General features: G+C 67.1%; 21 protein-coding genes and 1 pseudogene. 9 read left to right on the top strand and 13 right to left on the bottom strand.

The annotated features are described in order from the left end of the window. Positions 1 to 35 precede the first annotated feature (35 nt). Positions 36 to 254, top strand: a complete 219-nt coding sequence (locus tag AC20117_RS04350) for a YegP family protein (protein ID WP_074700829.1) — start codon at positions 36 to 38, stop codon at positions 252 to 254. Positions 255 to 304: 50 nt separating this feature from the next. On the opposite strand, the gene AC20117_RS04345 is transcribed toward AC20117_RS04350, so the two are convergent. Together AC20117_RS04345 and AC20117_RS04340 are read right to left on the bottom strand one after the other, a co-directional pair. After that, the gene (locus AC20117_RS04345) at positions 305 to 904 is read right to left on the bottom strand and encodes a hypothetical protein (protein ID WP_236777439.1); all 600 of its coding nucleotides are present in this window, start codon (positions 902 to 904) and stop codon (positions 305 to 307) included. A gap of 71 nt (positions 905 to 975) precedes the next feature. Next, positions 976 to 1,923: a hypothetical protein gene (locus tag AC20117_RS04340; RefSeq protein ID WP_074700830.1), complete on the bottom strand. Its 948-nt coding sequence runs from the start codon at positions 1,921 to 1,923 to the stop codon at positions 976 to 978. An 86-nt stretch (positions 1,924 to 2,009) separates the two neighbouring features. Here AC20117_RS04340 and AC20117_RS04335 point away from each other — a divergent pair, with 86 nt between their 5' ends. After that, positions 2,010 to 2,966, top strand: a complete 957-nt coding sequence (locus AC20117_RS04335; RefSeq protein ID WP_074700831.1) for a TIGR03885 family FMN-dependent LLM class oxidoreductase — start codon at positions 2,010 to 2,012, stop codon at positions 2,964 to 2,966. Positions 2,967 to 3,000: 34 nt separating this feature from the next. Continuing rightward, complete coding sequence (locus AC20117_RS04330) at positions 3,001 to 4,689, top strand: alpha-amylase family protein (RefSeq protein ID WP_074700832.1); 1,689 nt, start codon at positions 3,001 to 3,003, stop codon at positions 4,687 to 4,689. A 39-nt stretch (positions 4,690 to 4,728) separates the two neighbouring features. On the opposite strand, the gene AC20117_RS04325 is transcribed toward AC20117_RS04330, so the two are convergent. From AC20117_RS04325 to AC20117_RS04315, 3 genes are all read right to left on the bottom strand, one after another. Further along, complete coding sequence (locus tag AC20117_RS04325) at positions 4,729 to 5,367, bottom strand: uracil-DNA glycosylase family protein (protein ID WP_074700833.1); 639 nt, start codon at positions 5,365 to 5,367, stop codon at positions 4,729 to 4,731. 146 nt (positions 5,368 to 5,513) lie between these two features. Continuing rightward, complete coding sequence (locus tag AC20117_RS04320; protein WP_074700834.1) at positions 5,514 to 6,146, bottom strand: uracil-DNA glycosylase family protein; 633 nt, start codon at positions 6,144 to 6,146, stop codon at positions 5,514 to 5,516. Between the two features lie 239 nt (positions 6,147 to 6,385). Then, a complete protein-coding gene (locus tag AC20117_RS04315; protein ID WP_074700835.1) occupies positions 6,386 to 7,069 on the bottom strand; it encodes a histidine phosphatase family protein in 684 nt (227 codons plus the stop codon). Positions 7,070 to 7,280: 211 nt separating this feature from the next. Here AC20117_RS04315 and AC20117_RS04310 point away from each other — a divergent pair, with 211 nt between their 5' ends. Genes AC20117_RS04310 through AC20117_RS04300 form a run of 3 tightly spaced genes read left to right on the top strand, consistent with a single transcriptional unit; the run spans position 7,281 to position 11,602 of the window. Continuing rightward, positions 7,281 to 8,252, top strand: a complete 972-nt coding sequence (locus AC20117_RS04310) for a glucosyl-3-phosphoglycerate synthase (RefSeq protein ID WP_074700836.1) — start codon at positions 7,281 to 7,283, stop codon at positions 8,250 to 8,252. A 3-nt stretch (positions 8,253 to 8,255) separates the two neighbouring features. Next, positions 8,256 to 9,383, top strand: a complete 1,128-nt coding sequence (locus AC20117_RS04305; RefSeq protein ID WP_074700837.1) for a glycosyltransferase — start codon at positions 8,256 to 8,258, stop codon at positions 9,381 to 9,383. After that, the gene (locus tag AC20117_RS04300) at positions 9,380 to 11,602 is read left to right on the top strand and encodes a Gfo/Idh/MocA family oxidoreductase (protein WP_074700838.1); all 2,223 of its coding nucleotides are present in this window, start codon (positions 9,380 to 9,382) and stop codon (positions 11,600 to 11,602) included. Before AC20117_RS04305 ends, AC20117_RS04300 begins: the two co-directional genes overlap by 4 nt. 15 nt (positions 11,603 to 11,617) lie before the next feature. On the opposite strand, the gene malQ is transcribed toward AC20117_RS04300, so the two are convergent. The 5 genes and pseudogenes from malQ to AC20117_RS04285 all read right to left on the bottom strand — a co-directional run bounded on the left by malQ (position 11,618) and on the right by AC20117_RS04285 (position 16,709). Continuing rightward, positions 11,618 to 13,891 carry a 4-alpha-glucanotransferase gene (gene malQ / locus AC20117_RS04295; protein ID WP_074700839.1) on the bottom strand — a complete coding sequence of 758 codons (2,274 nt, stop codon included), beginning with the start codon at positions 13,889 to 13,891 and terminating at the stop codon, positions 11,618 to 11,620. 157 nt (positions 13,892 to 14,048) lie between these two features. Further along, a complete protein-coding gene (locus tag AC20117_RS04290) occupies positions 14,049 to 14,903 on the bottom strand; it encodes an IS3 family transposase (protein ID WP_074700308.1) in 855 nt (284 codons plus the stop codon). Next, positions 14,900 to 15,226, bottom strand: a complete 327-nt coding sequence (locus tag AC20117_RS23675; protein WP_236777348.1) for a helix-turn-helix domain-containing protein — start codon at positions 15,224 to 15,226, stop codon at positions 14,900 to 14,902. Before AC20117_RS23675 ends, AC20117_RS04290 begins: the two co-directional genes overlap by 4 nt. Positions 15,227 to 15,295: 69 nt before the next feature. Next, positions 15,296 to 15,388, bottom strand: a pseudogene (locus tag AC20117_RS24275) (hypothetical protein); the annotation flags it as partial. Between the two features lie 97 nt (positions 15,389 to 15,485). Beyond that, positions 15,486 to 16,709: a PucR family transcriptional regulator gene (locus AC20117_RS04285; RefSeq protein WP_074700840.1), complete on the bottom strand. Its 1,224-nt coding sequence runs from the start codon at positions 16,707 to 16,709 to the stop codon at positions 15,486 to 15,488. Between the two features lie 383 nt (positions 16,710 to 17,092). Between AC20117_RS04285 and ald the strand changes: the two genes are divergently transcribed. From ald to AC20117_RS23795, 3 genes are all read left to right on the top strand, one after another. Further along, on the top strand, positions 17,093 to 18,214 hold the full coding sequence (ald, locus tag AC20117_RS04280) for an alanine dehydrogenase (RefSeq protein WP_074700841.1): 1,122 nt from the start codon (positions 17,093 to 17,095) through the stop codon (positions 18,212 to 18,214). A 225-nt stretch (positions 18,215 to 18,439) separates the two neighbouring features. Further along, entirely contained in the window at positions 18,440 to 19,168 is a 729-nt protein-coding gene (locus AC20117_RS04275) for a GntR family transcriptional regulator (protein WP_074700842.1), read from the top strand. Positions 19,169 to 19,359: 191 nt separating this feature from the next. Then, positions 19,360 to 21,033 (top strand): HNH endonuclease, encoded by a 1,674-nt coding sequence (locus tag AC20117_RS23795; RefSeq protein WP_074700843.1) that lies wholly within the window; start codon positions 19,360 to 19,362, stop codon positions 21,031 to 21,033. 102 nt (positions 21,034 to 21,135) lie between these two features. On the opposite strand, the gene AC20117_RS04265 is transcribed toward AC20117_RS23795, so the two are convergent. From AC20117_RS04265 to AC20117_RS04255, 3 genes are read right to left on the bottom strand one after another with little or no spacing between them, the layout of a single operon-like run. Beyond that, positions 21,136 to 22,590: an MFS transporter gene (locus AC20117_RS04265; protein WP_074700844.1), complete on the bottom strand. Its 1,455-nt coding sequence runs from the start codon at positions 22,588 to 22,590 to the stop codon at positions 21,136 to 21,138. Further along, positions 22,587 to 23,876 (bottom strand): M20 family metallopeptidase, encoded by a 1,290-nt coding sequence (locus AC20117_RS04260; RefSeq protein ID WP_074700845.1) that lies wholly within the window; start codon positions 23,874 to 23,876, stop codon positions 22,587 to 22,589. Before AC20117_RS04260 ends, AC20117_RS04265 begins: the two co-directional genes overlap by 4 nt. Continuing rightward, positions 23,877 to 25,121 (bottom strand): aminotransferase-like domain-containing protein, encoded by a 1,245-nt coding sequence (locus AC20117_RS04255; RefSeq protein WP_074700846.1) that lies wholly within the window; start codon positions 25,119 to 25,121, stop codon positions 23,877 to 23,879. Positions 25,122 to 25,125: the final 4 nt, after the last annotated feature.

The raw sequence follows: 25,125 nt of genomic DNA, 5'->3' as shown, positions 1-25,125 counted from the left end.
CAACGGAGAGCAAGGCGCCCCACGATTCTGGGAGAATGCGATTGTTTGAAATTTTCAAGGACCGCAACAAGCAGTACCGTTTCCGGCTGCTCGGGGCCAAGAACATGGTCATAGCAGTCTCGGAGGCTTACGCGGAGAAGTCTGCCGTCGTGGCAGCAATCAACGCGACGCGCGAGTACGCCGCTACTTCGCGGATCAAGGACAGATCTGTCCTGGCCGAGGTGCCGGCCTTGGCGGAGGCGGCGGCCAGCTAGAGCCGGAGAGGCCCGGGCCGCGCCGGCCCGGGCTCCGGCTTCAGCGCAGGCTACATCAGCCGGGAGCGCTCCTTCCACTCCTGCAGCAGCCGGGCCAGCTCGGGGCGGGAAAGATTCTTCCGCAGGCCCATCGCGACGTTTTGCGGCCGCTGCATCTCGCCTTCCTTGGCGCCGAGCACCATGACCCAGCCGGCGAAAACCGGAACGGTCCACTGCAGGATCTTCAGCTGCCGTTGTGCCTGCGCCAGCTCTTCCGACGCCATCGGGCTGGGTTCGGTGGCTCCTTCGGCACCTTCCTGCGAGAGTTTTTCGACCTTCCGGCCCAGCAGGCCCGCGTACGCGGTCACGCCGGCGCCGGTCAGCGTCACGATGGCCTTGTAGACGGAGAGCCGGACGACGCCGTGCTGGCTGCCCAGCCGGTCCGCGTTCTTCAGGACGAGCGGAATGCCGGAGAGCAGGTGTGCGCCGAAGGCTCCAGCCTGGACGGGAGCCCATTTCTTCCAGCCCAGGCTGGACAGCCGGGCACGTTCTCTGGGGTCCTTTGCCTGCGCGGCGGCGCCGTTCAGTCCGATGGCCCCCATCGGGGAGCCGCCGAACCAGGCGCCTGCGGTCAGATCGTGGACGGACCGGGCAATGAGATTTCCTGACATTGTGAACTCCTGGAAAGACAGCTTGCAGGGAAGGTTATAAGCATACTTACTGTCTGCGTTCCGGTCGACCCCTAGTCCTGATCCTCCAGCGCCTTCCGGGCGCGCTGCAGCCCGCGCCGCGCCTCCGCGGCGGAGCGCGTGGCCTCCTCGAGCCGGTCTTCTGCGGCCGCGGCTTCCGTGTCCACCGCCGTGATGCTCCGCTCCAGTGTGCGGGTCCGGCTTTTCAACTCCGCCAGTTCCGCGGCGAGCTCATCCCGCTTGACGGAGATCTGTTCCACCTCGGCTTCGGCCTCCTGTTCGCCGGCTTCCGTCTCGGCCAGCCGGCGGGCAGCCTTGTCCACATCGGCCTGGGCCTTTTGGCGGCGCCGTTCGGCTTCTTCGGCCCGGCGCTGCTTCTCCCGGTCCGTCCGGGCGGCCCGTTCGGTGCGGCGCTTGGCCAGCTCATCCACCGGTTTCTGTTTGGTCTTCGGCGCCGTTGGAGGAGCCTCGCCGATGGCCTCGGGGACCGCCACCTTGCCGTCCAGTTCCACCGGATCCAGCCCGTTCGAGGACAGCGAATCGGTCAGCAGGCCGCTGGCCACCGCAGCCGCCGCAGCCGGATCCGCCATGGCCGCACGCAGCGTCTGCTCCACATCCGCGGCGATGGTTTCGCTGACCGGATGCCCGAGCTCTTTCGCCAGCTTCCGGCCCTGTTTCGCGATCGCGGCCAGCAACCGGTGCCGCTGGTCGCTCAGCTCGCGCAACTGCTGCGGATCCAGCTCGTCCTGCGCTTCCCGCATGGCCGCCCCGAGCCCGATAATGCCGTCGATCTCGTCGCGCCGGTGCGCGGCCAGCATGTTGACCAGCCAGGCCGCGGTGGACGGCTTCGGCAGGCCCCGGACCTGCTTGGACAGCTCCTTGTCGGTCTTGCCCAGCTCCTTGGCCCGCTCGTTGCGGGCGGCCGTGAAGTCCTTGGGCAGGAGGGCATAAAGTTCGACGGCGATGCCCGCCAGATCCGTGTCCGCGGCTTCCTGGCTCATGGGCGGGCGTGTCCGGTGCCGGTGTTGTCCTCCACAATGCCACTGTAGCCCTCGACAACACCGTTAGCGCCGGGTAAGCATGGAGGGTGCCTGTGATCGGATTCCATGCGTCCCATGAACAGATCAGTCCGGCGCGGCTGTTGACCGATGTCCAGCTCGCCGAGGCTGCCGGGTTTGACGCGGCCATGTGCTCGGACCATATTGAACCGTGGTCCGCCCGGCAGGGGCACTCCGGCTTCGCCTGGTCCTGGCTCGGCGCGGCGCTCGCATCCACCGGGTTGCGCTTCGGCGTGGTCACGGCACCCGGCCAGCGCTACCATCCCGCGATCATCGCGCACGCCTCCGCCACCCTGGCGGTCATGTTTCCCGGGCGGTTCTGGCTGGCTCCGGGCAGCGGCGAGAACACCAACGAGCACATCACCGGTGACGTGTGGCCGTCCAAGGATGTGCGCCAGCAGCGGCTCGAGGAGTCGGTGGAGGTGATCCGCCGGCTGCATGATGGCGAGGAAGTCACCCACCGCGGCCTGGTCACCGTGGAACACGCCCGGATCTGGGAGGTGCCCGAGCCCAAACCCGAGCTGATCGCCCCGGCCATCAGCGTCGAAACCGCCCGCCGCGCGGCGGCCTGGGCGGACGGCCTGATCACGGTCAATCAGCCGCCGACCCAGCTGGAGAAGGTCCTGGCGGCCTACCGGGACAATGGCGGCCGCGGCAAGGCCGCGCTGCAGGTACACCTGTCCTGGGCGCCATCGGAGGAAGCCGCCGTGGAAATCGGCCTGGACCAGTGGCGGACCAACGTCTTCCCGCCGCACGTCGCCGCGGACCTGGCGACGGCCAGGCATTTCGACGCAGTCAGCGAGCATGTGGGCGAAGACCAGTTGCGGCAGTCGGTCAACGTTTCGGCCGACACCAGCCGGCACGTTGAGTGGCTGCAGGAATACCTGGAGCTGGGGTTCGACGAGTTGTACCTGCACTTCGTCGGCCAGGAGCAGGAGCCGTTCATCAACGCGTTCGCCGAAAAGGTGCTTCCGCAGCTGCGCTGAGACCGCATGCGCAGGACGAAGAGAGGAAGCTGGCGTGAGAATCACGGACACATCGGACCTGTGGTGGAAGACCGCCGTCGTCTATTGCCTGGATATCGAAACCTACTTTGACAGCGACGGCGACGGCATCGGCGACTTCGCCGGACTCGCCGAGCGCGTGGACTATCTGGCGGACCTCGGCGTCACCTGCATCTGGCTGATGCCGTTCTACCCCACGCCGGACCGCGACGACGGGTACGACGTCACGGACTTCTATGGCGTGGACCGGCGGCTGGGCGACCACGGGGACCTGGTGGAGTTCCTGCGCACCGCCCGGGACCGCGGGATGCGGGTCATCGCCGATCTGATCGTCAACCACACGTCGGACCAGCATCCGTGGTTCCAGTCCGCCAAGCAATCCACGGACAGCCCGTACCGGGACTACTACGTGTGGCGTTCCGATCCGCCGCCGCCCACCTCCAAGCAGGTGGTGTTTCCGGATCAGGAGGACTCCATCTGGACCAAGGAGGAAACCACGGGGGAGTGGTACCTGCACCGCTTCTACAAGCACCAGCCGGATCTGAATGTCACCAATCCCGCGGTCCGGGACCAGATTGCCAAGGCCATGGGGTTCTGGCTGGAGCTCGGAATCAATGGCTTCCGGGTTGATGCTGTGCCGTTCTTCCTCGAGACCACCGGCGAAGAGCCGGAGGAACTGCCGGATCCGCACGAATTCCTGCGGGACCTGCGCCGCTTCCTGAACCGGCGCTCCGGAGAGGGGATCCTGCTCGGCGAAGTCAACCTGCCGTACAAGGAGCAGACGGCGTTCTTCGGCGGCAGTGAAGGCGACGAGCTCAATGTGATGTTCGACTTCATGGCCATGCAGAAGATGTACCTTGCGCTGGCGCGGCAGGACGCGCGGCCGCTGGCAGAGACGCTGGCCAAGCGCCCGGCCATCAACCCGGATAACCAGTGGGCCACGTTCGTCCGGAACCACGATGAGCTGACGCTGGACAAACTCTCCGAGGAGGAACGCCAGGAGGTCTTCGCGGCGTTCGGGCCCGAAGAGCGGATGCAGCTTTACGGGCGGGGGCTCAAACGCCGGCTGCCGCCGATGCTGGGCGGGGATCCGCGCCACATCAAGATGGTGTACTCGCTGCTGTTCTCGCTGCCCGGCACGCCGGTGCTGTACTACGGCGAGGAGATCGGGATGGGCGAGGATCTGGAGGCCGAGGGCCGGCTGGCAGTCCGGACCCCGATGCAGTGGACGGACGGTGAGAATGCCGGCTTCTCCACCGCGCCGCCCGGGGAACTCGTGTCGCCCCTGGTAGACGGCGGTTGCGGCCCGCAGTTGGTCAACGCGGCCCAGGCCAAACGTGACCCGGACTCACTGTGGAACTTCATGGCTACGCTGATCCGGCGGTATCGGGAATGTCCGGAGCTGGGGTGGGGCCGGTTCGAGTTGCTGCAGCAACCCGCCACATCGGTGCTAGCCCATCGCTGCACGTGGGAAACGGCCAGCCTTGTGCTGGTCCACAACCTGAGCCCGGAACCGGCGACCGTGACCATCGATCTGGCCACGGAGGAGGAACCTGCGGACAAGTTTGTGGGTTCCGGGCTGCTGGACCTGCTCGGCGACGACGACGTGGAACTGGCCGACGGCGGGACGTGCGAACTGCCGCTTGGCGGTTACGGCTACCGCTGGCTGCGGGTGCTGCACGCCGAGGACCGCCGGCTGCCCTAGGAGTCGTTCCTCCCGGAGAGGGGTGGGGGCGCAGCCGGCCTAACGGCTGGTCCGGAGCAGTCCGGCCCTGGCCATCGCGTCGGCATAGGCCGCATGGACTTCGTCGAGCCACTTCTGCTGGTCCGCGGGCTTACCCGCAAAAGCCCGGCCGCCGAGCGCACGGACCTTGTAGGTCTTGAAGCCGCGCTTCTGAATGTCCGGAATTTTCGATTTCAGCAGCAGGTCGGCCAGCTTCTGGGCCTCGCCGCCATGGGCGACCAGTGCCGAGGCCCGCGGGACCAGCCGCAGGAACTTCAGCAGCGGCTTGAGTCCTTCGGAAATCTGCGCGGCGGTGAGCTTGCCGTCCTGCTCGTCGAAGACGAACCAGGGGTACGCGTTCCACGGCATGACGTGCTCGGGACGAAGACCAACGGCCTCATAGACTTCCAGCGTCCGGGCGGCCGTCTCGTCGTCGTTCTCCGTAGAGATGAAGCGGGAGCCGGTGCCGGGTCCGGGACTGGCGAACAGGCTCACGATCCGGCACTCGTCCACATCATGCACCGGGTCAACGAAGGGTACTTCGCTGCCGGGCTTGCGCTCCACGAGGGACTCGCACAGTTGGTTCACTTCGGCGATATTCGGGTCGAACCGCCTGCTCCATTGTTGTTCTCGGTATGCCGGGTCTGCCATGCGTCGCATCAGAATTCCTTTGTGCCGGATCTACGATGAGCAGCTGTTGCTCTCCGACGGCGGCCGTCCCGCGGGGGACGACCGTCCATCTCCTGCTTCTCAGCCTACTACCGTTCGGCGGGCCCGGTCAGCGCCCCTCTGCGGAGCGGCCGAGGTTACTGGCCGCGGCGGGGAAGCCCGGTGCGCGCCATGGCGTCGCCGTAGGCAGCCTGCATGTCGTCAAGCCACTGCTGCTGCTTCTCGGGCGAGCCGGCAAACGGGCGGCCGCTGAGGGCGCGGACCTTATAGGTCTTGAAGCCGCGGCGGTAGATCATCCGGTTCTCGGTCTTGAGGAAAAGATTGGCCAGCTTCTGCGCTTCGGTGCCGTGGGCCACCAGCGCCGAAGCCCGGGGCACGAGCGCCAGGAAGCGCAGCAGCGGCTTGACGCCTTCGGCAATCTGGGCCGGGGTGAGCTTGCCTTCGGCGCCGGGCACCAGCCACGGGTAGGCATTCCACGGCATGACGTACTCGGGCCGCAGGCCGACCTGCCACTGGACGCCGAGCAGGCGTGTCACGGCGTCGTGGTCCCCGGCCGAGATGAAGCCGGAGCCGGTGTCGGGCGTGGGGCTGGAGAAGAGGCTGATGATCCGGCACTGGTCCGTGTCGTGCATCGGATCGATGTAGGGAACTTCGCTGCCCGGCTTGAGTTCCTTCAGGGAGTCGCACAGCTGGTTGACGTCGGCGACGTTCTCATCGTAGCGACGGTTCCAGAGCTGTTCCTGCTGAGTTTCTACTGCCAGACTTTGCATTGAGTGCGGTGTCTCCTACGGGATGCGAACGGAAGATAACGACGACGGGGCCTCGTCGAGTGGCTGGGATACCTCGCCGGAGAGCCCGGCTGGCTACATCCAGCGTACCAAGTGTTCATCCGGCATTTTTCTAACCGTCACCAATCCCCGGGGCGAACAGGGGACAGGTGTGACCAAAACCTCCCGCCCGGGTCCCGGACCTGCCGGCGTTCAGGCTGTACCGGCGGGCACCGGTCGGCTCAATGCTCCACCGGCATTTCATCGGCCAGCACGCTGGAAGCGTGCGGCAGAGTCTGCGCGTTGTAGTCGATGATCTGCCAGCCGCGCTCGGCATGCTTTTCCAATACGGTCCAGGCGCAGTTGGCCATACCGGCGAACATTTCGCGCAGATGGGGCGGTGCTTCGAAGAACGCCAGCAGGCCGCTGCGCAGGGCAGCGCCATGGCCAACCAGGACACCCGTCTCGCCGTCGTTCACTGCGGCGGCAGCTTCATCGATGACAGCCTTCATCCGCTCATTGACCTCCGAGGGGAGCTCGGCGCCCGGGACGCGGTAGTTCTCTTCGGAGAAGAACTTTTCGTAGATATCCGGGTGCTTCGACTGGAACTCGGCGAAGGTTGTTCCCTGCCGGATGCCCACGTGGTACTCCCGGAGCCGGGCGTCCAGCTCAAGGTCCCGGCCGGTCAGCGCGGCCAGTTCCTGCGCCGTGTCGCGGGCACGCTGCAGGTCGCTGGACCAGATGAAGGCCGGGTCGAAGGTTGCCAGCATCGCCGCCGCCTGCTTCGCCTGGATGCGGCCCGTGTCGTCCAAAGGCACATCCGCCTGACCCTGGGCTTTCTCCAGCACATTCCACTCGGTCTGCCCGTGGCGCCACAGCACCAGCCGGGGCCGCTGCCGCCGCGGGGACGGATGGGCGTTCTGCATCAATTTCTCCTTCTGGTGCCGTTGCGCCGGGGCGCCGAACCGCCGTCCTGAGGTGAGCGAACTCCATCCGGCTCCCCTCCGGGACGTCCGTCGAAGGAGCTGCCATCTCCTTTCAAAGTATTCACAGGGGCAGGACAGAAACGTAGGCTTCGTCTAGATCCTATCGACAGCCGGGACGGGGAATCCGGCCTCAGCACGAAAAGAGATCGGCATGCGCGAAGACCTGCGGCGGTGGTTTGCCAGCGGAAGCTACCAGGGCTCCCGGTATGCGGCGGAGCAACTGGCAGCCCAAAAAGACGGCCAGAAGGTGAGCGTAGTCCTGCCCGCCAAGAACGAAGCGGCCACGGTGGGGCAGATCGTTTCGGCGCTGCGCACCCGGCTGGTTGATGCCGTGCCGCTGCTGGATGAAATCATCGTCATCGACTCCAACTCCACGGATGCCACGTCCGCCGTCGCAGCCGCTGCCGGCGCCAAGGTTGCCCGCCAGGAGCACATCCTGCCGAAGCTGGGCAACGTCCCGGGCAAAGGCGAGGCGTTGTGGAAATCCCTCACGGTGGCTACCGGGGACATCGTGGTTTTCATCGACGCGGACCTGCATGAGTTCGACCCGCAGTTCGCCGTCGGAATGCTGGGGCCGTTGCTGAGCGAACCGCGCGTCCACTTCGTCAAGAGCTGCTACGACCGCCCGCTGAACAACGGGGTCACCGTAATGCCCGCCGGCGGCGGCCGCGTGACCGAGCTTGTGGCCCGGCCGCTGCTCAACCTCTTCTGGCCCGAGCTCGCCGGGATAGTGCAGCCGCTCGCGGGTGAGTACGCGGCCCGCCGGTCCCTGCTCGAGCGCATCCCGTTCGTTTCGGGCTACGGCGTGGAGATCGGCATGCTGATCGACGTGCTCGAAGCAGTGGGGCTGGAGGGCATGGCGCAGGTGGACCTGGGCGTGCGCTGCCACCGGAATGCCACGGATGCGGACCTGTCCAAGATGGCGATGCAGGTGCAGCTGACCGTCCAGTCCCGGCTGTTCCGCAGCGGGCTCGTAGCGGCCGCGCCGGCGTCGGCGCCGCTGACCCAGTTCCTGCGCGAGGGCGACCGGTTCATCGAGGAAACCTGCGAGATCGAAATCTCCGAACGTCCGCCCATGATCGAGATTCCCGACTACCTGCTGACCGCGGGCAAGGCCAGCTAGGCCATGCGGATCCTGGTCAATGCCGGCCCCTGGCTCCCGGTTCCGCCGGAGGGCTACGGCGGGATCGAAACCGTCCTGGCCACGCTGATCCCGGAGCTGCGCCGCGCCGGCGTCCATGTCACCCTTGCCACCGTGGGGCCGAGTTCCATTGAGGCCGATGACTACCTGCGGCCGTTGGACGAGCCGCAGTTCCGCTCCATCGCGATGCCGTACAACCAGGTCTCCGGCATTGCCCACGCGCACATGCATGCGTTGGTGAATGCAATGTACGACGGCGGCAGCTGGGATCTCGTGCACGACCACCTTGAGGTGGTGGGGCCGGCCATCTTCGCCGCGATGGGCGTCTCGGCGCCGCCGGTCCTGCAGACGTTGCACTGGGACCTGGCCAAACACGCCGCGTTCTATTCCACGTTCAACGGGCGTGGCCGGGTGCGGTTCGCTGCCGTCTCGCAGTCCCAGCTGGAGCGCGCTCCCGAGCAGCTGCAGCGCCAGGCGATCGGCGTGGTCCCGCTGGCCCCGGCCCCGGCACTGGAGGTCCAGGTGGAGCCGGGCGACCACGCGCTGCTGCTCGCCCGGATCACCCGCGACAAGGGCCAGGACACCGCCGTGCGGATCTGCGCGGCGGCCGGCATTCCGCTGGTCCTGGCCGGTCCGGTGGCCGGCATCAACGACCCGCAGGAACTGGACCGCCGGCTCGCCGAGGGGGACAACGCCCTTGCCGCCCACCCCGACGTGAAGTACCTCCTCACCGAAGTCCGTCCGCTGCTGGACGGCTGCCGCGCCCGCTGGATCGGCGGCGTGGCCGGCGAGGCGAAGGAGCGGGTGCTGCGCTCGGCCCGGGTGCTGCTGGCGCCGAACCGCTGGGCCGAACCCGGGGCAACGGGAGTGGTGGAGGCGCTCTCCCGGGGCGTGCCGGTGGTCGGCACGCCGCTGGGCGTGCTGCCTTCGCTGGTAGACCACGGCCGCACCGGCTACCTGGCCGCCGGCGAGCCGGACCTCGCCCAGTACCTGCAGAAGCTGGACGGCATCGATCCGCAGGACTGCCGCGCCGCCGCCGCGGACTGGACGCCGCAGGCCATGGCCGCGCACTACCTCGAACTGTACGAGAAGCTCATCCGGGAGGCCGCATGACCACCAGCATCGCCTTGATCGGCGCGGGATCGGTGGGGCGCCGCCATGCCGGCGTCCTGAACTCGCTGCCCGGTGTCAGGCTCGCCAGCATTACCGACGCCCACGAGCCCGCGGCCCAGGCGCTGGCAGGCGAGCTCAATCTGCCTGCCTTCACCAGCCCCGAAGCAGCGCTCGATGCCGTCGAAGTGGACGCGGTGTACGTCTGTGTACCTCCTTTCGCCCATGGTCCCGGGGAACGCGCGGCGCTGTCCAGAGGCCTGCCGTTGTTTGTGGAAAAGCCGGTGGGGCTTGGCCGGGACGTGGCCGAGGAAATCGGTGCCTTGGTGGAAGAGAGCGGGGTGGTGACCGGAACCGGCTACCACTGGCGCTGCATGGACTCTGTTGAGCACGCCCGGAAGCTGCTGGCGGACGCCCCGCCGCTGCTGGCCAACGGCTACTGGCTGGACAAGCGTCCGCCCGTGCCATGGTGGGGCCGGATGGACCGCTCCGGCGGGCAGGTGGTCGAGCAGCTCACCCACGTGCTGGACACCGCACGCTTCCTGCTCGGCGAGGCCGTGGAAGTCTACGCCGCCGGACTCCGCCGCGCGCTGGAAGAAACCGCGCCTACCGATGAAGTGACAGGCCCGCGCGAGGACTACGAAGAGGTCGACGACGCCACCGCGGCGACCGTGCGGTTTGCCTCCGGAACCGTGGCAACGCTGGCTGCTACCTCCGTGCTGGCCGCCAAACACCGGGCGTCCCTCCACACGGTCAGCCGCGGGCTGTACCTGGAGCTGTCCGAAGAGGGCCTGAGCAGCTTCGACGGCTCGGTCCGGACGGACATGAAGTGCGGCGAAGACCCGCGGATCGCCGTGGACCGGGAATTCATCGAGGCGGTGCGCGGTGAACGCGAATCCACCCGGGTGCCGTATGCCGAAGCCCTCCGCAGCCACCGGCTGGCGTGCGCCATCGCCGAATCCGCGCGGACCGGGGCGCCGGTGAAGCTCCAGCCGGACCCGCTGACGGAACGGAGGCCAGATCTGGGGGCGGAGCCGGCACCAGTCCGGCCTTCGGCAATACTGCTTACCGACCTGCCCGCCGCCGGCAAAGCAACGGATCCGCGGTCCCTGACGGCGGCGAACCGGCGTCGTAATTTGGTTGTTTCTGCTGCCGGAAGCGTCGAGATTGTCGACGAGGAGCTTCCTGAGGTGCCTGACGGCGGCGTCCTGCTGGAGACCCTGGCCACCGGGCTCTCGGCGGGCACGGAGCTGGCCTTCGTCAAGGGCAATCACCCCGGGCTGAGTTCACGGCTGCATCCCGAGCTGAGCCTCTTCCTGCCCGGCTCGCCCGGCACGGGGTATCCGGTGCGCCGGCTCGGGTACATGGAGGTGGCGAAAGTGGTGCGGTCCCGCACCGACGCGTTCGCCGAGGGGGACGTGCTCGCCTCGGCCTACGGGCACGCCACCGCGCATGTGGCCGACCCCCTGGCCGAGCATCTGGTGCCGCTGCCCGCGCAGCTGGATCCGCTGCTGGGCGTTTTCGTCGCGCACTTCGGGCCGATCTGCGCCAACGGGCTCCTGCACGCGGCCGCGGATGCCACCGGCGGCATGGTCCGCGGGCTGCAGGACGGCGTCGAGGGGCGTCTTGTCCTGGTCACCGGAGCCGGGCCGATCGGCCTGATGACTGCGCTGTTCGCCTCGTCCTTGGGGGCGCGTGAAGTGGCGGTGGCGGACGCCGATCCCCGCCGCCGGCAGCTGGCCGAGGAGCTGGGCTTCCTCGCTGTGGACCTCGACGACGATCCGGGCAGGCTGCTCAAAACCCGCTGGCGGCACGGCCCCGGAGACCGCGGCGCCGACGTCGTCTTCCAATGCCGCGGCCGCGCCGAAGCGCTTCACGCGGCCCTGCGCGCAGTCCGGCCGCAGGGCACGGTGATCGACCTGGCCTTCTACACCCAAGGTGCGGACGCGGTGCGCCTGGGCGAGGAGTTCCACCACAACGGGCTGAGCCTGCGCTGCGCCCAGATCGGCCGGACGCCCCGCGGCCTGTCCGCGCAGTGGGACCGCGGGCGGCTGTCCGCCGAGACGATCAAGCTGCTGCGCTCGCACGGGGACCTGATCCGCAAGCACTTCGTGACGGACGTGGTGCCGTTCGAGGACGGGCCGGACCTCATGCATCAGGTGGCCCGGCGCGAACGGCACGTGATCACCGCGGTCTTCGCCGTGTCGCCGCTGCTGCTCTGACGCTGTCTGGCGCTGCTACTTGGCCATCGACTGGTCCACCGCGGCCAGCAGGCGGTTGAATCTGGCGTTGCCCTCCAGCTCGTCCAGCAGCACCGCCCGGCCGGCGGAATCCGCCAGCGGCACCTGCCAGTTCGGGTAGACCTCCGCGGTGGTGCCGGGCTGGTTCTGCACCCGGCGCTCGCCGACCGCGTCCACCAGTGCCACGCCCAGCAACACCGACGGCGACTGCGCCAGCAGCCGGTGCAGCGCCTCGATCTGCTCCTCTTCGCCGGCCTGCCCGTCCGCCGGCAGCAGCCCGCGGCTGCGCGCCAACTTAAGGAAGGACGCCAGCGAGGCGTCATGCTCGGCCCGCTCCTCGGCGACCGGCCGCTCCAGCAGCCCGAGCGATTCGCGCAGCACCACGTGGTCCCCGGCGAGGAACCCCGCGGTCGGCGGCAAGTCGTGGGTGTTGACGCTGGCGAGGCAGTGCACCCGGTACTTTTCCGGCGGTAGGGGAGCGCCGTCGTCGTTCTCGAACCAAAGAATGGAGGTCCCGAGAATGCCCCGTTCCGCCAGGTAGTCCCGCACCCACGGCTCGAAGGTGCCAAGATCCTCGCCGATAACGACGGCGCCGGCGCGCTGGGCCTCGAGCGCCAGGATCCCAATCAGCGCCTCGTGGTCATACTGCACGTACGCGCCGCGGGCCGGACCGTTGCCGGCCGGCACCCACCAGAGCCGGAAGAGGCCCAGGATGTGGTCCACCCGGACGCCGCCGGCATGCCGGAGCACGGTCCGCAGCATGTCCCGGAACGGCGCGTAGCCGGCCTCCGCCAGCCGGCGCGGGTGCCAGGGCGGCTGCGACCAGTCCTGCCCCAGCTGGTTGTACATGTCCGGCGGCGCGCCAACGCTGACGCCCGGCGCCAGCGAGCCGCGCAGCATCCACGCGTCCGCGCTGGACAGGTCCGCCCCAACGGCCAGATCGTGAACCACGCCGAGGCGCATGCCGGCCAGTTTCGCGGCGCGCTGCGCGGATTCGAGCTGCTCGTCGCAGAGCCACTGCAGCCAGCGGTGGAAATCGATCCGGCCGGCGAGCTCGCTCCTCTTGCCGTCCATCACCGCGGTGCCCGGCGCCGCCGCGGGATCATGCCAGAGCGGATGGTCCGCGGGCAGCTCCTCGCGCAGCGCGCACCAAAGGGCGAAGTCCTCCAGCCCCTGGCCAGCCTCGGCGCAGAACTTCTCGAAGGCGCGCTGCCGCGCCGGCGACCGCTTCGCCTGGTACAGCAGCTCCAGGGCTTCCAGCTTCGCCGCGTAGACGGTGTCCCGGTCCAGCCGGTCCGCCTGCCCGTTCAGCCGGCGGGACTCTGCCGCGAGGGCATCGATCCGTGCGCGCTGGTCCGCGGCCAGGTAGGCCAGCTCCGGCACGGCCTCGATCCGCAGGTAGAGCGGGTTGAAGAACCGGCGGGTGGACGGCGAATACGGGGACGGCTGCACCGGCGGCGCGGGCTCGGCGGCGTGCAGCGGGTTCACCAGGACGTAGTCCGCACCGCGTGCACCGCTGATCGCGGCCAGATCCGCCAGATCCTCGAAGTCGCCGATGCCCCAGGACCGCGTGGACCGCGACGAGTACAGCTGCGTGGCCAGGCCCCAGCCGGGGCGCTGTTCCAGCGGATCCGCGGTGGTCAGCCGCGCGGGCGTCACCACCAGGACGGCTTCAGCGCGGATGCTCTCAGTCCCGCTGCCGGTCCCGCCGTTCTTCCCACGGCCAGTCCCGCCGTCCGCCGCGCTGTCCGCCCCGCCGCCGATCCCGCCGCCGGTCTCTACGACCAGCGTGTGCCAGCCCAGCGGCAGCTCGGGCGGAACAGCGAACATGATCCGGTCGGTCAGCACGCCGTCCACCATCCGCGGCTGCGTCGGAACGGTCCGCTGTTCGGGCAGCAGCACCAGCCCGTCCTCGCCCACGATCCGCACCCGCACCTCGGCGCCGTGTGGCACATGGACCGGAACAAGCGTCTCCTCGCTGTCGCCGGCCCCGCCGTCGTTGTTTGTGCTTCCGTCCTTAACCACGACGGCGGGCGGCAGCATCCGCCGCCACGGCCCCAGCTCCGCGTCCGCCAAAGAGGCCCGCACCTGCTCATCGGTCCCGGCCGGAACGCCGAGCGCGGCCAGCACCTTGACCAGGGTTTCCGGGTCCACGTCATACGGGAGCCCATCCCACCCTGTGAACTTCGTGCCCACGCCGTGGGCCTGGGCGAGCCGGTGCAGCCTCGCCTCGTTGATCGTCGGGTCCGCCGTCTTCTGGGTCACTGTCATCTAGTCCGCCTCGTTCGCCCGGCTATGTCAGGTTCAGGTGCGCTGCACGGGGCAGCCTGGTCTGATTATTGCAGTGGGGCCGTTTTATTGCAGGGGACCCGCGGCGTTTGGCCGCGTGTGAACTGGTCCCCGAAAGTTGGACTCGTAAACTAAAACCTTATGCTGCGAGGGCTTGGGTCCGGTATTCGACCGGGCTCAAGCCCTCGAGTCGTGAGTGGGTCCTGACGTTGTTGTACCAGTGAATGTAGTCATCCAGCTCGGCGGTGAACGCGTCGATGGTGGTATATCGGGTGTGGTGGAACATCTCTTCCTTGAGGTGGCCGAAGAATCCTTCGATGACCGCGTTGTCCAGGCAGGTTCCCTTTCGGGACATCGACTGCGTCGCCCCGGCTCCTGCGAGCAGGTTCCGCCAGGAGACGTGTTGGTACTGGAATCCTTGGTCTGAATGGACCAGCGGATGCTCGCCGGGCCGGAGCGTGGACAGCGCCTCTTGCAGGGACGTGTTCGTCAGCTGCAGTGCGGGCGACGTTCCCCATGTGTATGCGACGATGGAGCGGTCGAAGAGGTCCATTATCGGGGAGAGGTAGACCTTGGACTCGCCGACGCGGAACTCGGTCACGTCGGTGACCCATTTCTCGTTCGGCTCCTCCGCGTCGAAGTCACGGTCCAGCAGGTTCGGCGCGATCTGCCCTGCTTCGCCCTTGAATGAGTTGTAGCGCCGGCGCCGGCGGACATGGCTGAGAAGGCCCAGCTGGCGCATGAGCTTCAGCACGGTCTTCTTCGCGACCTGCCAGCCGGATTTCACCAGTTCGCCATGGATACGGCGGTAGCCGTACCGGCCTTTCGCTTCCTTGACGGCGTCCCGAATCACGGTCTTCAGCCCGGCCTGCGGATCCGGCAGGGCCAGCCGGCCCTGATGGTAGAAGAAGGTCGAGCGGGCGAGTCCGGCGACGTCGAGCAGCACGTCCAACGGGTGCGCGGCCTTGAGGGCGACAACGGCTTGGACCTTCACCGTCGTCCTTGCTCCCTCAAGGCCCGCAATTTTCCCAGGTAGGCGTTCTCCGCCCGCAACCGCTCATTCTCCCGGCGCAGCTTAGTCAGCTCGGATTCCTGACGCTCCGGACTCGCGGGAGTCCCTCGTGGGCGTCCCTTGGGCTTGGGCCGGAGCCCGTCTTCACCCTCGGTGCGGTAGATGATCAGCCAATTCTCGATGAGCCGGGGCGAGGACAGATCGAACTCCTGCGCCAACCCGAGCTTCGATTCGCCCGCCAGGACGCGCCGCACGATGTCGCGTTTGAACTCGAACGAAAAGGTTCTCTTGGTCGGCTTGGTCACCAGCGCTCCACTCCCACGAATCCGCCACCGATGATACAAATTCTTGATCGCCCTATGGCTTGCCTGCAGCTGTGATGCCACGGCTTTATACCCATACCCTGCATCAAACAACGCTACCGCTTCTGCGCGCCGGGCCTCGGATAATGAACTGCTTGCGTACATGAAACTGCTCCCCAGAAATCGGATCTGATTTATCAGTCCAACTTCTGGGGAGCAGTTCACGTGTTACACGGGGCTGCTGCCATGCCCAAGCCAGGTCTTACAGCCGCGGCCTGCCAGCCCAGCGCGCCGCCTTCATCGACAGGTGGAGCTCGAGCCGTACCCTGCCCTTGAGCGGGTCCGCGCCGATGATCGAGCGCACGCGCGCCAACCGGTTGTAGACGCTACTGCGATGCAGGTGCAGCTGGGCGGCCACGTCCGCCACCGAGCCGTCCGTGTCGAAGAGCAGTTCCAGCACCGGTAGCAGTTCGGCATTGCGGTCCTGCTCCTGCAGGTCGGCAAAGTGCACGGAGCGCCCGGGCAGCGCGCCCTTGCCGGTGGCGAGGAACTGGTACACCCCGGTATCCCGGTAGTCCGTGAGCGGGCCGATCTGCGGGTCCACGGCAGCCGCCTGCACCGCGGTCTTGGACTGTTCGTAGGCTTCCGGCAGCCGGCGCAGGTCCGTGAACGGCTCGCTCAGGCCCAGCATGTCCGGCCGCTCCGGGTGCCCGCCGCGCAGCGAAATCTCCGCCCCGTACCGCTTCAGGATTTCGGCGTGCTCGGCCCGGCCCGGCAGATCGCGGAAGAGGATGACGGCATGCTGTTGCGTGCCCGCGCTGAACAACGCCGGCCTGATCCCGACCGTGGCCTGCAGCGCCGAAATCCGCTGCAGCAGCACCGAGGCCTCCGGATCGGCCTGCTCCGCCAGCGCCGTGTCCGGGTCCTCGATCCGCTCCATCATGCTGCCCACCGTCCAGGGCGAACGGCCCTGGACCTCGGGCCAGCCCGCCACACTTTCGACGGCGGCAGCGTCACCTTCGCAGGCGGCGAGGAACTCCGCTTCGCGCCGCCGTCGGGCGTCCGATTCCGGCGTATTGGTATCCAGCAGCTGCTCCGCCAGCCGGTCCAGCAGCGGGCGGACCCCGGGCAGCGCCGCGAGGATCGCGTCCGGCGCCTCCTCGTCCTGCTCGTGCAGCACCCACAGGTAGCCCACGCGGAAACCGCGCACCAGCAGCGGAACGCAGACCCGGCCGTGCATGCCCAGCGACGCGTTGGCCGGAACCACCACCGGCCGCACCGCCGTCGCAATCCCGTGGCTCAGCTGCCAGGCACTGACATCGGCCGGCACCTTCTTGCTCAGCAGGAAGTTCACCCGCACCTGGTCCGCCGAGGCCTGATGGCTGCTGTAGGCGATGAGGTCGCCGTCGAGATCCTCAACGGAAACGCCGTGGCCCAGCGCCTGCGCAATCTCCTCCACAGCACGTTCGGCATCGGGACTCTGCATCGGGCCTCCTGGTGGTGGTTGGTCTGCCTCCAGTCTAGGGAAGCCGGACAGACAGGGGGCGACACTTGGCGCGCGCCGACGCGACATTTGTCGATTGCCGCCATTGCTGGCAGTGTGGTAGCGGTCACATTGCTTGCCGGGCGCTGGCCCCTTTGAATGCCCTGCTGTTCCCTGCAATGGCGCGGATCCGGGCAGGCGGAGCGGTTTGCTGCGTCCGCCTGGTGCTCCACTGTTGGCGAAGCGTGCGGCGAGGTCGCTGCGGAAGGCAAGGAACGACGTCGTAAATCGGGTCCTACAGTTAACTCATCGCCGGTTCCGGCGCAGTTTCAACCTTTTCGATAGCGCTCTTGGCTATTTCGCACACCTAGATACGGAGGCTCCCGATGATCATCGGCGTTCCCAAGGAAATCAAGAACAACGAATTCCGTGTGGCCATCACGGCCTCCGGCGTACACGAACTGCGCAGCCGCGGACATGTTGTGCTGATCGAAGCCGGCGCAGGTGCCGGGTCGCGGATCGACGACGCAGAGTACACGGCCGCCGGTGCCGAGCTGGTCGACACCGCTGACGAGGTGTGGGCCCGCGCCGACATGGTCATGAAGGTCAAGGAGCCCATCGCCTCCGAGTACCGCCACTTCCGTGAGGGCCTGGTGCTCTTCACCTACCTGCATCTGGCCGCCGAGCCGGAACTGACCCGCGCGCTGCTGGACTCCGGTGTCACGGCCATTGCCTATGAGACTGTCCAGACGGCCAACGGCGCCCTGCCGCTGCTGGCCCCGATGAGCGAAGTGGCCGGACGCCTCTCGGTGCAGGTCGGTGCGCAGTCCCTGACCGTTCCCGCCGGTGGCCCCGGCATCCTGCTTGGCGGCGTCCCCGGTGTCCGTCCGGCCAAGGTCACCGTGCTCGGTGCCGGTGTCGCGGGTACCAACGCTGCGGCGATGGCCGTGGGCATGGGGGCCGATGTGACCATTCTCGACATCAATATCAACCGCCTGCGCGAGCTCGACGCCCAGTACGCGGGAAAGCTCAAGACCCTCGCCTCCAACAGCCTGGAGATCGAGCGCGCGGTTGTTGAGTCGGACCTGGTGATTGGTTCCGTGCTCATTCCCGGCGCCAAGGCGCCGAAGCTTGTCAGCAACGAACTTGTCGCCAAGATGAAGCCCGGCAGCGTTCTCGTCGACATCGCCGTCGACCAGGGCGGCTGCTTCGCAGACAGCCGCCCGACCACCCATGCGGAGCCGACATTCCGCGTCCACAATTCGCTGTTCTACTGCGTCGCCAATATGCCCGGCGCCGTTCCGAACACCTCCACCTACGCCCTCACCAACGTCACGCTCCGCTATGCCGTAGCGCTAGCGGATCTGGGCGTGGAAGCTGCGCTGGCCAAGGACCCGGCACTCGCCGCGGGCCTGAATGTCGCGGCGGGGCAGGTCACGCACCGTTCCGTTTCCGAGGCCCACGGGCTGGAACTGGCTTCCGCTAATCGGGAGCTCGCGGGCGTCTAGCCGGTTCTTTCTCGCTGGGGTGCCAGCGGATCATCGTGATCGTCCAATGGGGCGGCGGTACTGTACCGCCGCCCTGTTGGTTTTAAGGCGTCTTCACCTTCTGTTAAAGTGATGGCCACCGAACTGTAGTCGCTTCTGCTGCTAAGTTGTAAGATTGTCTGCAATGAGACAGGCGGTGGCTCGTGCGCCGCCTGCCAAGGATCCACTGCCGAAAGCAAGGAAGCCATGGCAAAGAGCAGATTTATCGAGCCCCTGATCCAGGAGTCGACGCCGGCGATTATCGCCCGGAAGCTTAGGTACGCCATCGGCCACGGGGAGCTCGAGCCGGGCCAGCAGTTGGGGGAGGCGGAGTTGGCCCGCGACCTGGGGGTCAGTCGGGGTCCCCTCCGTGAAGCGATGCAGCGGCTCACGCAGGAAGGCCTGCTGGTCAGCATCCGCAACCGCGGTATTTTCGTCACCGAACTGGGCCCTTCGGATATCGTCGATATGTATTTGGCGCGCACCGCCGTCGAACGCGCGGCCGGACTGAAAATCATTGAACTGGAGGGTCGGCACAAAGAGGTCTCTGCGGCCCTGCACGAAGTGACCGACCGGATGGCCGAGGCGGTTGCCGCAGGGGAGCGGGGCGCGGTCCTGAGCGACCTGGACATCGAGTTCCATGAACTGCTGGTGGCGATGGCGCACAGCATCAGGCTGTCGCGGATGCACAACACCCTCATCACCGAGACGCGCATGTGCATGGCGGCACTGGAAGACACCGGGTACACCCCTGAGGCCCGGCTGGCCGAGCATGTTGCGATTGCGGCCGCTATCGGAGCCGCGGATGTGCCGGTGTTCCACAAGCTCCTGGCCGAGCACATGGATGACGCCGTGGAGAAAATCTCACGCAGCATGGTGCTTGCCGAAGAGGCCGCCTCTGATGAAGGGGCCTCCACGGCTGCTGTGGCAGGCTAATTGGCGTCACTACGGCGGTCTGTTCGCGACTCTCGCGCTTTCTCGCCGCGACTTTAACCGCTCGTTTCGGGGCGCCACTTTAAGTGCTCGCCTGGCCAGGTTCTGAGACGTGCTGCTTCTGGCGCTGAGGGATATCAACAGCCGGCCTCCAATCGTTGTGTCCTCCATCACTCCACGATAGAATCGAAAGTATGTTCGAGTCAATCGTTCCAGCAGAGATGGATCCGGTGAAGCCGGTTCCCGGTGATCCGGGTGCCGCCCTGGTCCGCTCAATGATCCTGGAGCTGGCGAACATGGACCCCGACGTCTCCGAAGGCGTACGGATCGACCGGATCGCCGCCCTGGAAGAGCTCAAGGCCGCCTCGGCTGCGGGGCAGGCCCGCGAGACCGAGGCGTTTGTGGCCTCCCGGCGGGAGGCCCGGGCGGCGGCCGGGGTCCCGGTGGAGCGGCGGGGCCGCGGCCTGGCGAAGGAGATCGGGCTGGCCAGGAAGGATTCGCCGAACCGGGGCGGTAAGCACCTGGGGATGGCGACCACGCTGATCCGGGAGATGCCTCACAGCTATAGGGCGTTGGCGGAGGGCCGGCTGAACGAGTGGCGGGCGACCATCCTGGTCCGCGAGACCGCGTGCCTGAGCGTGGAAGACCGCGCCAAGGTTGACCGGGAGTTGTGTGCTGATCCGAAGACGCTGCAAGGGTGCGGGGACAAACAGATCGGGGCGATGGCGAAGCAGGCCGCGTTGCGGCTGGATCCGTTGTCGGTGGTCCGGCGGGCCGCGAAAGCCGAAACCGAACGCCATGTGTCCTGTCGTCCGGCGCCGGATACCATGGTCCAGGTGAGCTGCCTGGTGCCGGTGACACAGGGTGTGGCCGTGCTCGCGGCCCTGACCAGGGAAGCCGACCGGTTGAAGGCGCAGGGCGATGAACGCTCCCGGGGGCAGCTGATGGCCGACATCTTCGTCGAACGCGTCACCGGCCAGCCGGCCGAGAACCCGGCAAAGATCGAGGTCCAGCTGGTCATGACCGACCGCACCCTGTTCCAGGGCGATTCCGAACCGGCGCACCTGGCCGGGTACGGCATCGTCCCCGCCCAGTGGGCCCGGAACCTGATCCGCACCGAAGACACCGACACCGACAACGTGAACGGCAGCGCCGGCACGGACACCATCGACGCCGGCAACCCGGTAAATGGTGCTGCCAAGGACGACGGCGGTGCTGGCACAGCCTATCCCGGCACCGGGGACGGCGCTACGGCATCCGGTCCGCCAGGAACTGGCGAACCGGAACCGGTCATCGATACTGCTGCCGGGAACGGAGATACCGGCGACAGCGACGCCGGCATTACAGGAGAAGCCGGCACGGCGACCGGGCCTCCCGGTCCGAAGCGAAGAGCCTCCGGCGATGACGCTGAGGTGGAAGTGTGGGTGCGACGGCTATACACGGCGCCGGGTACCGGGCAGTTGCTCGGGATGGATTCGCGGGCGCGGTTGATGCCGGCCGGCATGCAGCGGGTGATCCAGGCCAGGGACCAGCTCTGCCGCACACCGTGGTGCGATGCGCCGATCCGCCACCACGACCACGTCGTGCCCTGGCGCAACAACGGGGAGACCAGCGAGATCAATGGTCAAGGCCTATGTGAGGCCTGTAATCTCGCGAAGGAATCAGGGGGCTGGCACGCCCAAAACGTCCCCGGGCCACGGCACACCGTCGAAACGACCACGCCGACAGGGCACACCTACCTATCGACCGCACCGCCGCTGCCCGGCACACCACCGGCAAAGGAGCAGCCTGGCGAGCTGCCGGAGCCGGTGTCAATCTTCGAGCAGGCGCTCGGCCGCATCGACTTCCTCTACTACCGCGCAGCCTGAGCCACTCTCGTTGAGGTGTTTCGGGTCAGCAGCGGCAAACGCAAAGCGGGACTCCGGAACCCGGAGCCCCGCTTTGAGGTCAAGGACGCAACGAATACTCGCCTAGGCTTGGTAGCTCGCCCGGCGGGCCTCGGCATCCTCGCGGTTCTGCTCAACATAAATAGGCTTCGGCGCGCCTACGGACTCCGGTACCCCAGGAAGCGTCTCGCCGCGCAAAGTGGCCTGCGAAGTTTCGCGCATGCACAGGATGCTGATGAGGCCGATGAGTCCTGCGATCGCCATGTACCAGCCCGGAACCAACTGGTTGCCGGTTGTCTCGATCAACTGGTTGGCCACGGTCTGCGACGGTCCGGCGAAGAACGCGGTGGAGAAGTTGTAGCCGATGGCGAAGCCGCTGTAGCGGACATAGGTCGGAAACAGCGCCGGCAGTGTCGAGGAGACAGACGAAACCAGAATCACCAACAGGATGCCAAGCACCGCCAGGCCGAGGAACTGCAGCAGCAGGCTGGGTGTGCCCAGCAGCATGATCGACGGGACGGACAGCAGCATGTAGCCACCGGCTGCCACGAGCAGCAGCGGCTTGCGGCCGATGCGGTCGGACAACGCGCCCATGGGCGGGATCGCCACGAGCATCAGCGCCATGATCGCCACAAGCATCCAGTTGCCTTGCGCCGTGCTGTGTCCGAGCTGGCCGCTGAGGTACGTGGGCATGTAGCCGAGGATCAGGTAGAACGCCACGTTCAGCAGGACAACGAAACCGGCCAGCACCAGGATCTGCCGCCAGTTGTTGACCAGCACGTGCCGCAGCGGGGAGCGCGTGGTCTCGGCGTGCTCGGAAGCCTCGGAGAACACAGGCGCCTCGCCCAGCCGGGTCCGGATCCACAGGGCCGTCAGGCCGAGCGGGATGGTGAGCAGGAACGGCAGGCGCCACCAGCCGTCCTCCATGCCTTGGTCGCCCACCAGTGTAATCAGCGTGGTGCAGACAACGGCAGCAAGCATGAAGCCCACGGTGGTGCCGAACTCCAGGAAGGAACCCAGGAAGCCGCGGCGGCGGTCCGGCGCGGATTCGGCCATGTAGACGGCAGCGCCGCCATACTCGCCGCCGGCGGAAAAGCCTTGCACCAGGCGGCAGATGAGCAGCAGGATCGGGGCGAGAACGCCCACCGTGCTCAAGGTAGGCAGCAGGCCGATTGCTCCGGTGGCCAGCGTCATCATCAGCACGGTCAGGACCATGACCTTCTGCCGGCCCACCTTGTCGCCCAGCGGCCCAAGGATGATACCGCCGAGCGGCCGGACCAGGAAGGACAGCGCCAGGGTGGCCAGCGTCAGTGTGACGCCCAGGCCGCCGTCGCCGGCTTCGGAACCGAAGAAGTTCACTGCCATGTAAATGGTGAGGTAGCCGTAAACCCCGTAATCGAACCATTCCACGGCGTTACCGAGGGCGGAACCGAGGATGGCACGGTGGAGCGTTTTCTTGGCTTCCGGCGTCGTTGGCTCGGATCCGGGCGCGAGTTGCTGCTCCGGATAATCATTTCGTATTGGCTCAGAACGGGTCACGGGCGTTCTCCTTCTAGGAGCGAATTTTTCGAATCCGGCATGTCGTTGACCGTATGCCTCAAGAAGCGCAGGCACAACAATGCGAAAGTACGTGCGGCTGTGGTAAGTTCGGCCAGCCCTACGGACTCATCAATCTGGTGGGCCTGGTCGTTCAACCCGCCCGGCCCCAGCACGATTGCGGGAATGCCGTAGTCCCTGACGATGAAGCCGCCGTCGCAGGCCGCAGTCCAGCCGCTGATGCGGGTTTCGCCGCCGGCGGCCAGCACACTGTTCACCGCCGCGGAGACCAACGGATGGTGCTCCGGAGTTCGGAAGCCGGGCATTTGCATAGTCAGTTCGGCGTCTACGCTGATGCCGTCCGTATCAATACCTGCTTCACCGATGCTGCGCAGCAAGCTGGCCAGAATGTCCTCGGGATCATCGTCGGGCATGAGCCTGCGGTCCACGGACATGTGGCAGGACGGCGCCACCATCGAGGTGCCTTCCCCGCCTTCGATGCGCCCAACATTCCAGGTGCCGCTGCCCAGAAGCGGATCCTGATCCTGCTGCAGCGCGTCGTGGTCCGCCCGGATCAGCTCGCAGATCCTTGCGGCGGCGCTGATCGCGTTCCGCCCATCCGCGGGACGGCCGGAATGCGCGGGCTTGCCTGTGATCTCGAGTTCGATGTAGCTGTCGCCGCGGCAGGCGATGACGGTTTCCATGTCGGTCGGCTCGGCCACCACGCATCCGAGGTAGCTGTGCGGCAGCCCACCCGACGTCAGGGCACGGATGCCCAGGCCGAGATCCTCTTCGTCCACGGTGCAGACCAGGGTGACAGGGCCGGAAAGTACGACGCCGGAGCGCTTCAATGCGTCCATCGCACCGACAACTGCTGCCAGTCCCCCCTTCATATCCGTGGAGCCGCGGCCGTACAAGCGGCCGTCTGCTACTACGGCTTCGAAGGGCGGCCGGGACCAACCTGGCCCGGCCGGGACGACATCGGAATGGCCCAGGAACATCAGGCCCGGTCCGAGCGCCGATTTGCTGTCCGGTGGGAGAAGCGTCAAGAGAATATTCGGGCGGTCCGGAGCCACGGGCTGGATGTCCACCTCGAAGCCTAGGCGCGTGGCCTCGGCTTCGAGCACGGCCGCCGTGGCGAGTTCGGTGCCGCCGGGGTTCTCGCCGCCGGCGTTCACCAGCCTTTCCGTCAGGGCGATGATCTCATCCAGCCGGATATGGTCGAGGACTTCCTGTTCGTCCCGGGTGGGCGCCTGGGCGTCCGCGTTGACGCCGAGAGCGGCCGCCATCTACCGCGCTCCTGAGGAGGCAGCCGTACCGAGGGGCATCTCTGACCTCGCCTTGTCCAAAGCGCTGGTGAGGCGTTCGATGCCAACCTCGATCCGCTCCGGCGTGCAGGAAGCGAAGCAAAGCCTGAAAGCGTCCGTGAACCGTCCGGTGGGGGACAGGGCCGGTCCTGGAATGAAGGCCACGCCTTCCGCCAGTGCGATGTCGAAGAGGCGCTGCGAATTGATCTTCGCGTCCTCGCCCTGCAGCGTGACCCAGAGGAAGAAGCCGCCGTCGGGATTGGTAGTACGCACCCGGTCGCCCAGATGGCGGTCGATGCTGGCGAGCATGGCCTCCTTGCGGCTGTGGTACTCGCGGCGCAGCCAGTTCAGGTGCTCGTCCAGGCCGCCGCGCAGGATGAATTCGGCCACCAGGTGCTGGGCCGGAACGTTGGTGCAGGTGTCCATGGCCTGCTTGGCGTTGATCACCAGGCGCTGGAGCTCGGGATCCGTTTCCACCCAGCCCACGCGCAGGCCGGGAGCCAGGATCTTCGAGAAAGTGCGCACCGAGAAGATCAGCGGGTCGTTGGGGCTGAGCTGGTTGAACGTGGGCAGGTCTTCGCCCTCGAAGCGCAGCAGTCCGTACGGGTCGTCGTCGATGATGACCGAGTTCCAGCTGTGGGCGAGCTCCAGCAGCCGCTTGCGGCGGGGCAGCGAGAGCGTGGTGCCGGAGGGGTTCTGGAAGTTCGGAATGGTGTAGATGGCCTTCGGGGTGCGTCCCGAGGCGGCCACCAGGGCTTCCAGCTCGTCGATGATCATGCCATCGTCGTCGACCGGTACTTCCAGCAGGTCGGCGCCGTAGCTCATGGCCGTGGCTGAACCGTTGGTGTAGGTGGGGCTTTCCACCACCACCAGGTCGCCCGGGTCCACGAAGATCTTGCAGGCCAGGTCCAGGCCTTGCATCCCGCCCGAGGTAATGGTGATGCGCTCGCGGGCGGTGGGGTCCGCCGTCGTTGCTAGATAATCGGTCAGCGCATCGAGCAGGTGCGGTTCGCCCTCGGTCGCGCCGTAGGTGTAGGAGGACGCATCGTAGACAGCGGCGGGAACACTGTTGAACAGCTCCACCGGTACGGCTTCTTCCGCGGGCGCGCCCATGGCGAACCGCACGATGTCGTGTGTCTGCTTGGCCAGCAGCGAGGTGCTGGAGTCGATGACCGATCCGACGAGGTGGCCGGCCCGTTCGGCGAGGGGGAGATCCCGGAATGACATAAGA

Origin of the sequence: Arthrobacter crystallopoietes, from assembly GCF_002849715.1 — a bacterium.
Taxonomy (GTDB): domain Bacteria; phylum Actinomycetota; class Actinomycetes; order Actinomycetales; family Micrococcaceae; genus Crystallibacter; species Crystallibacter crystallopoietes.
Note: the sequence above shows the minus strand (reverse complement) of the source record. Positions and strands in the feature narration are given on the sequence as shown.

Excerpts from the sequence above, each read along its gene's own strand:
- AC20117_RS04320 (WP_074700834.1), bottom strand. The coding sequence starts at position 6,146 with ATGCAAAGTCTGGCAGTAGAAACTCAGCAGGAACAGCTCTGGAACCGT.
- AC20117_RS23795 (WP_074700843.1), top strand. The coding sequence starts at position 19,360 with ATGTTCGAGTCAATCGTTCCAGCAGAGATGGATCCGGTGAAGCCGGTT.
- AC20117_RS04305 (WP_074700837.1), top strand. The coding sequence starts at position 8,256 with ATGCGGATCCTGGTCAATGCCGGCCCCTGGCTCCCGGTTCCGCCGGAG.
- AC20117_RS04275 (WP_074700842.1), top strand. The coding sequence starts at position 18,440 with ATGGCAAAGAGCAGATTTATCGAGCCCCTGATCCAGGAGTCGACGCCG.
- AC20117_RS04350 (WP_074700829.1), top strand. The coding sequence starts at position 36 with ATGCGATTGTTTGAAATTTTCAAGGACCGCAACAAGCAGTACCGTTTC.
- AC20117_RS04340 (WP_074700830.1), bottom strand. The coding sequence starts at position 1,923 with ATGAGCCAGGAAGCCGCGGACACGGATCTGGCGGGCATCGCCGTCGAA.
- ald (WP_074700841.1), top strand. The coding sequence starts at position 17,093 with ATGATCATCGGCGTTCCCAAGGAAATCAAGAACAACGAATTCCGTGTG.
- malQ (WP_074700839.1), bottom strand. The coding sequence starts at position 13,891 with ATGACAGTGACCCAGAAGACGGCGGACCCGACGATCAACGAGGCGAGG.
- AC20117_RS04310 (WP_074700836.1), top strand. The coding sequence starts at position 7,281 with ATGCGCGAAGACCTGCGGCGGTGGTTTGCCAGCGGAAGCTACCAGGGC.
- AC20117_RS04285 (WP_074700840.1), bottom strand. The coding sequence starts at position 16,709 with ATGCAGAGTCCCGATGCCGAACGTGCTGTGGAGGAGATTGCGCAGGCG.
- AC20117_RS04315 (WP_074700835.1), bottom strand. The coding sequence starts at position 7,069 with ATGCAGAACGCCCATCCGTCCCCGCGGCGGCAGCGGCCCCGGCTGGTG.
- AC20117_RS04260 (WP_074700845.1), bottom strand. The coding sequence starts at position 23,876 with ATGGCGGCCGCTCTCGGCGTCAACGCGGACGCCCAGGCGCCCACCCGG.
- AC20117_RS04345 (WP_236777439.1), bottom strand. The coding sequence starts at position 904 with ATGTCAGGAAATCTCATTGCCCGGTCCGTCCACGATCTGACCGCAGGC.
- AC20117_RS04300 (WP_074700838.1), top strand. The coding sequence starts at position 9,380 with ATGACCACCAGCATCGCCTTGATCGGCGCGGGATCGGTGGGGCGCCGC.
- AC20117_RS04325 (WP_074700833.1), bottom strand. The coding sequence starts at position 5,367 with ATGCGACGCATGGCAGACCCGGCATACCGAGAACAACAATGGAGCAGG.
- AC20117_RS04255 (WP_074700846.1), bottom strand. The coding sequence starts at position 25,121 with ATGTCATTCCGGGATCTCCCCCTCGCCGAACGGGCCGGCCACCTCGTC.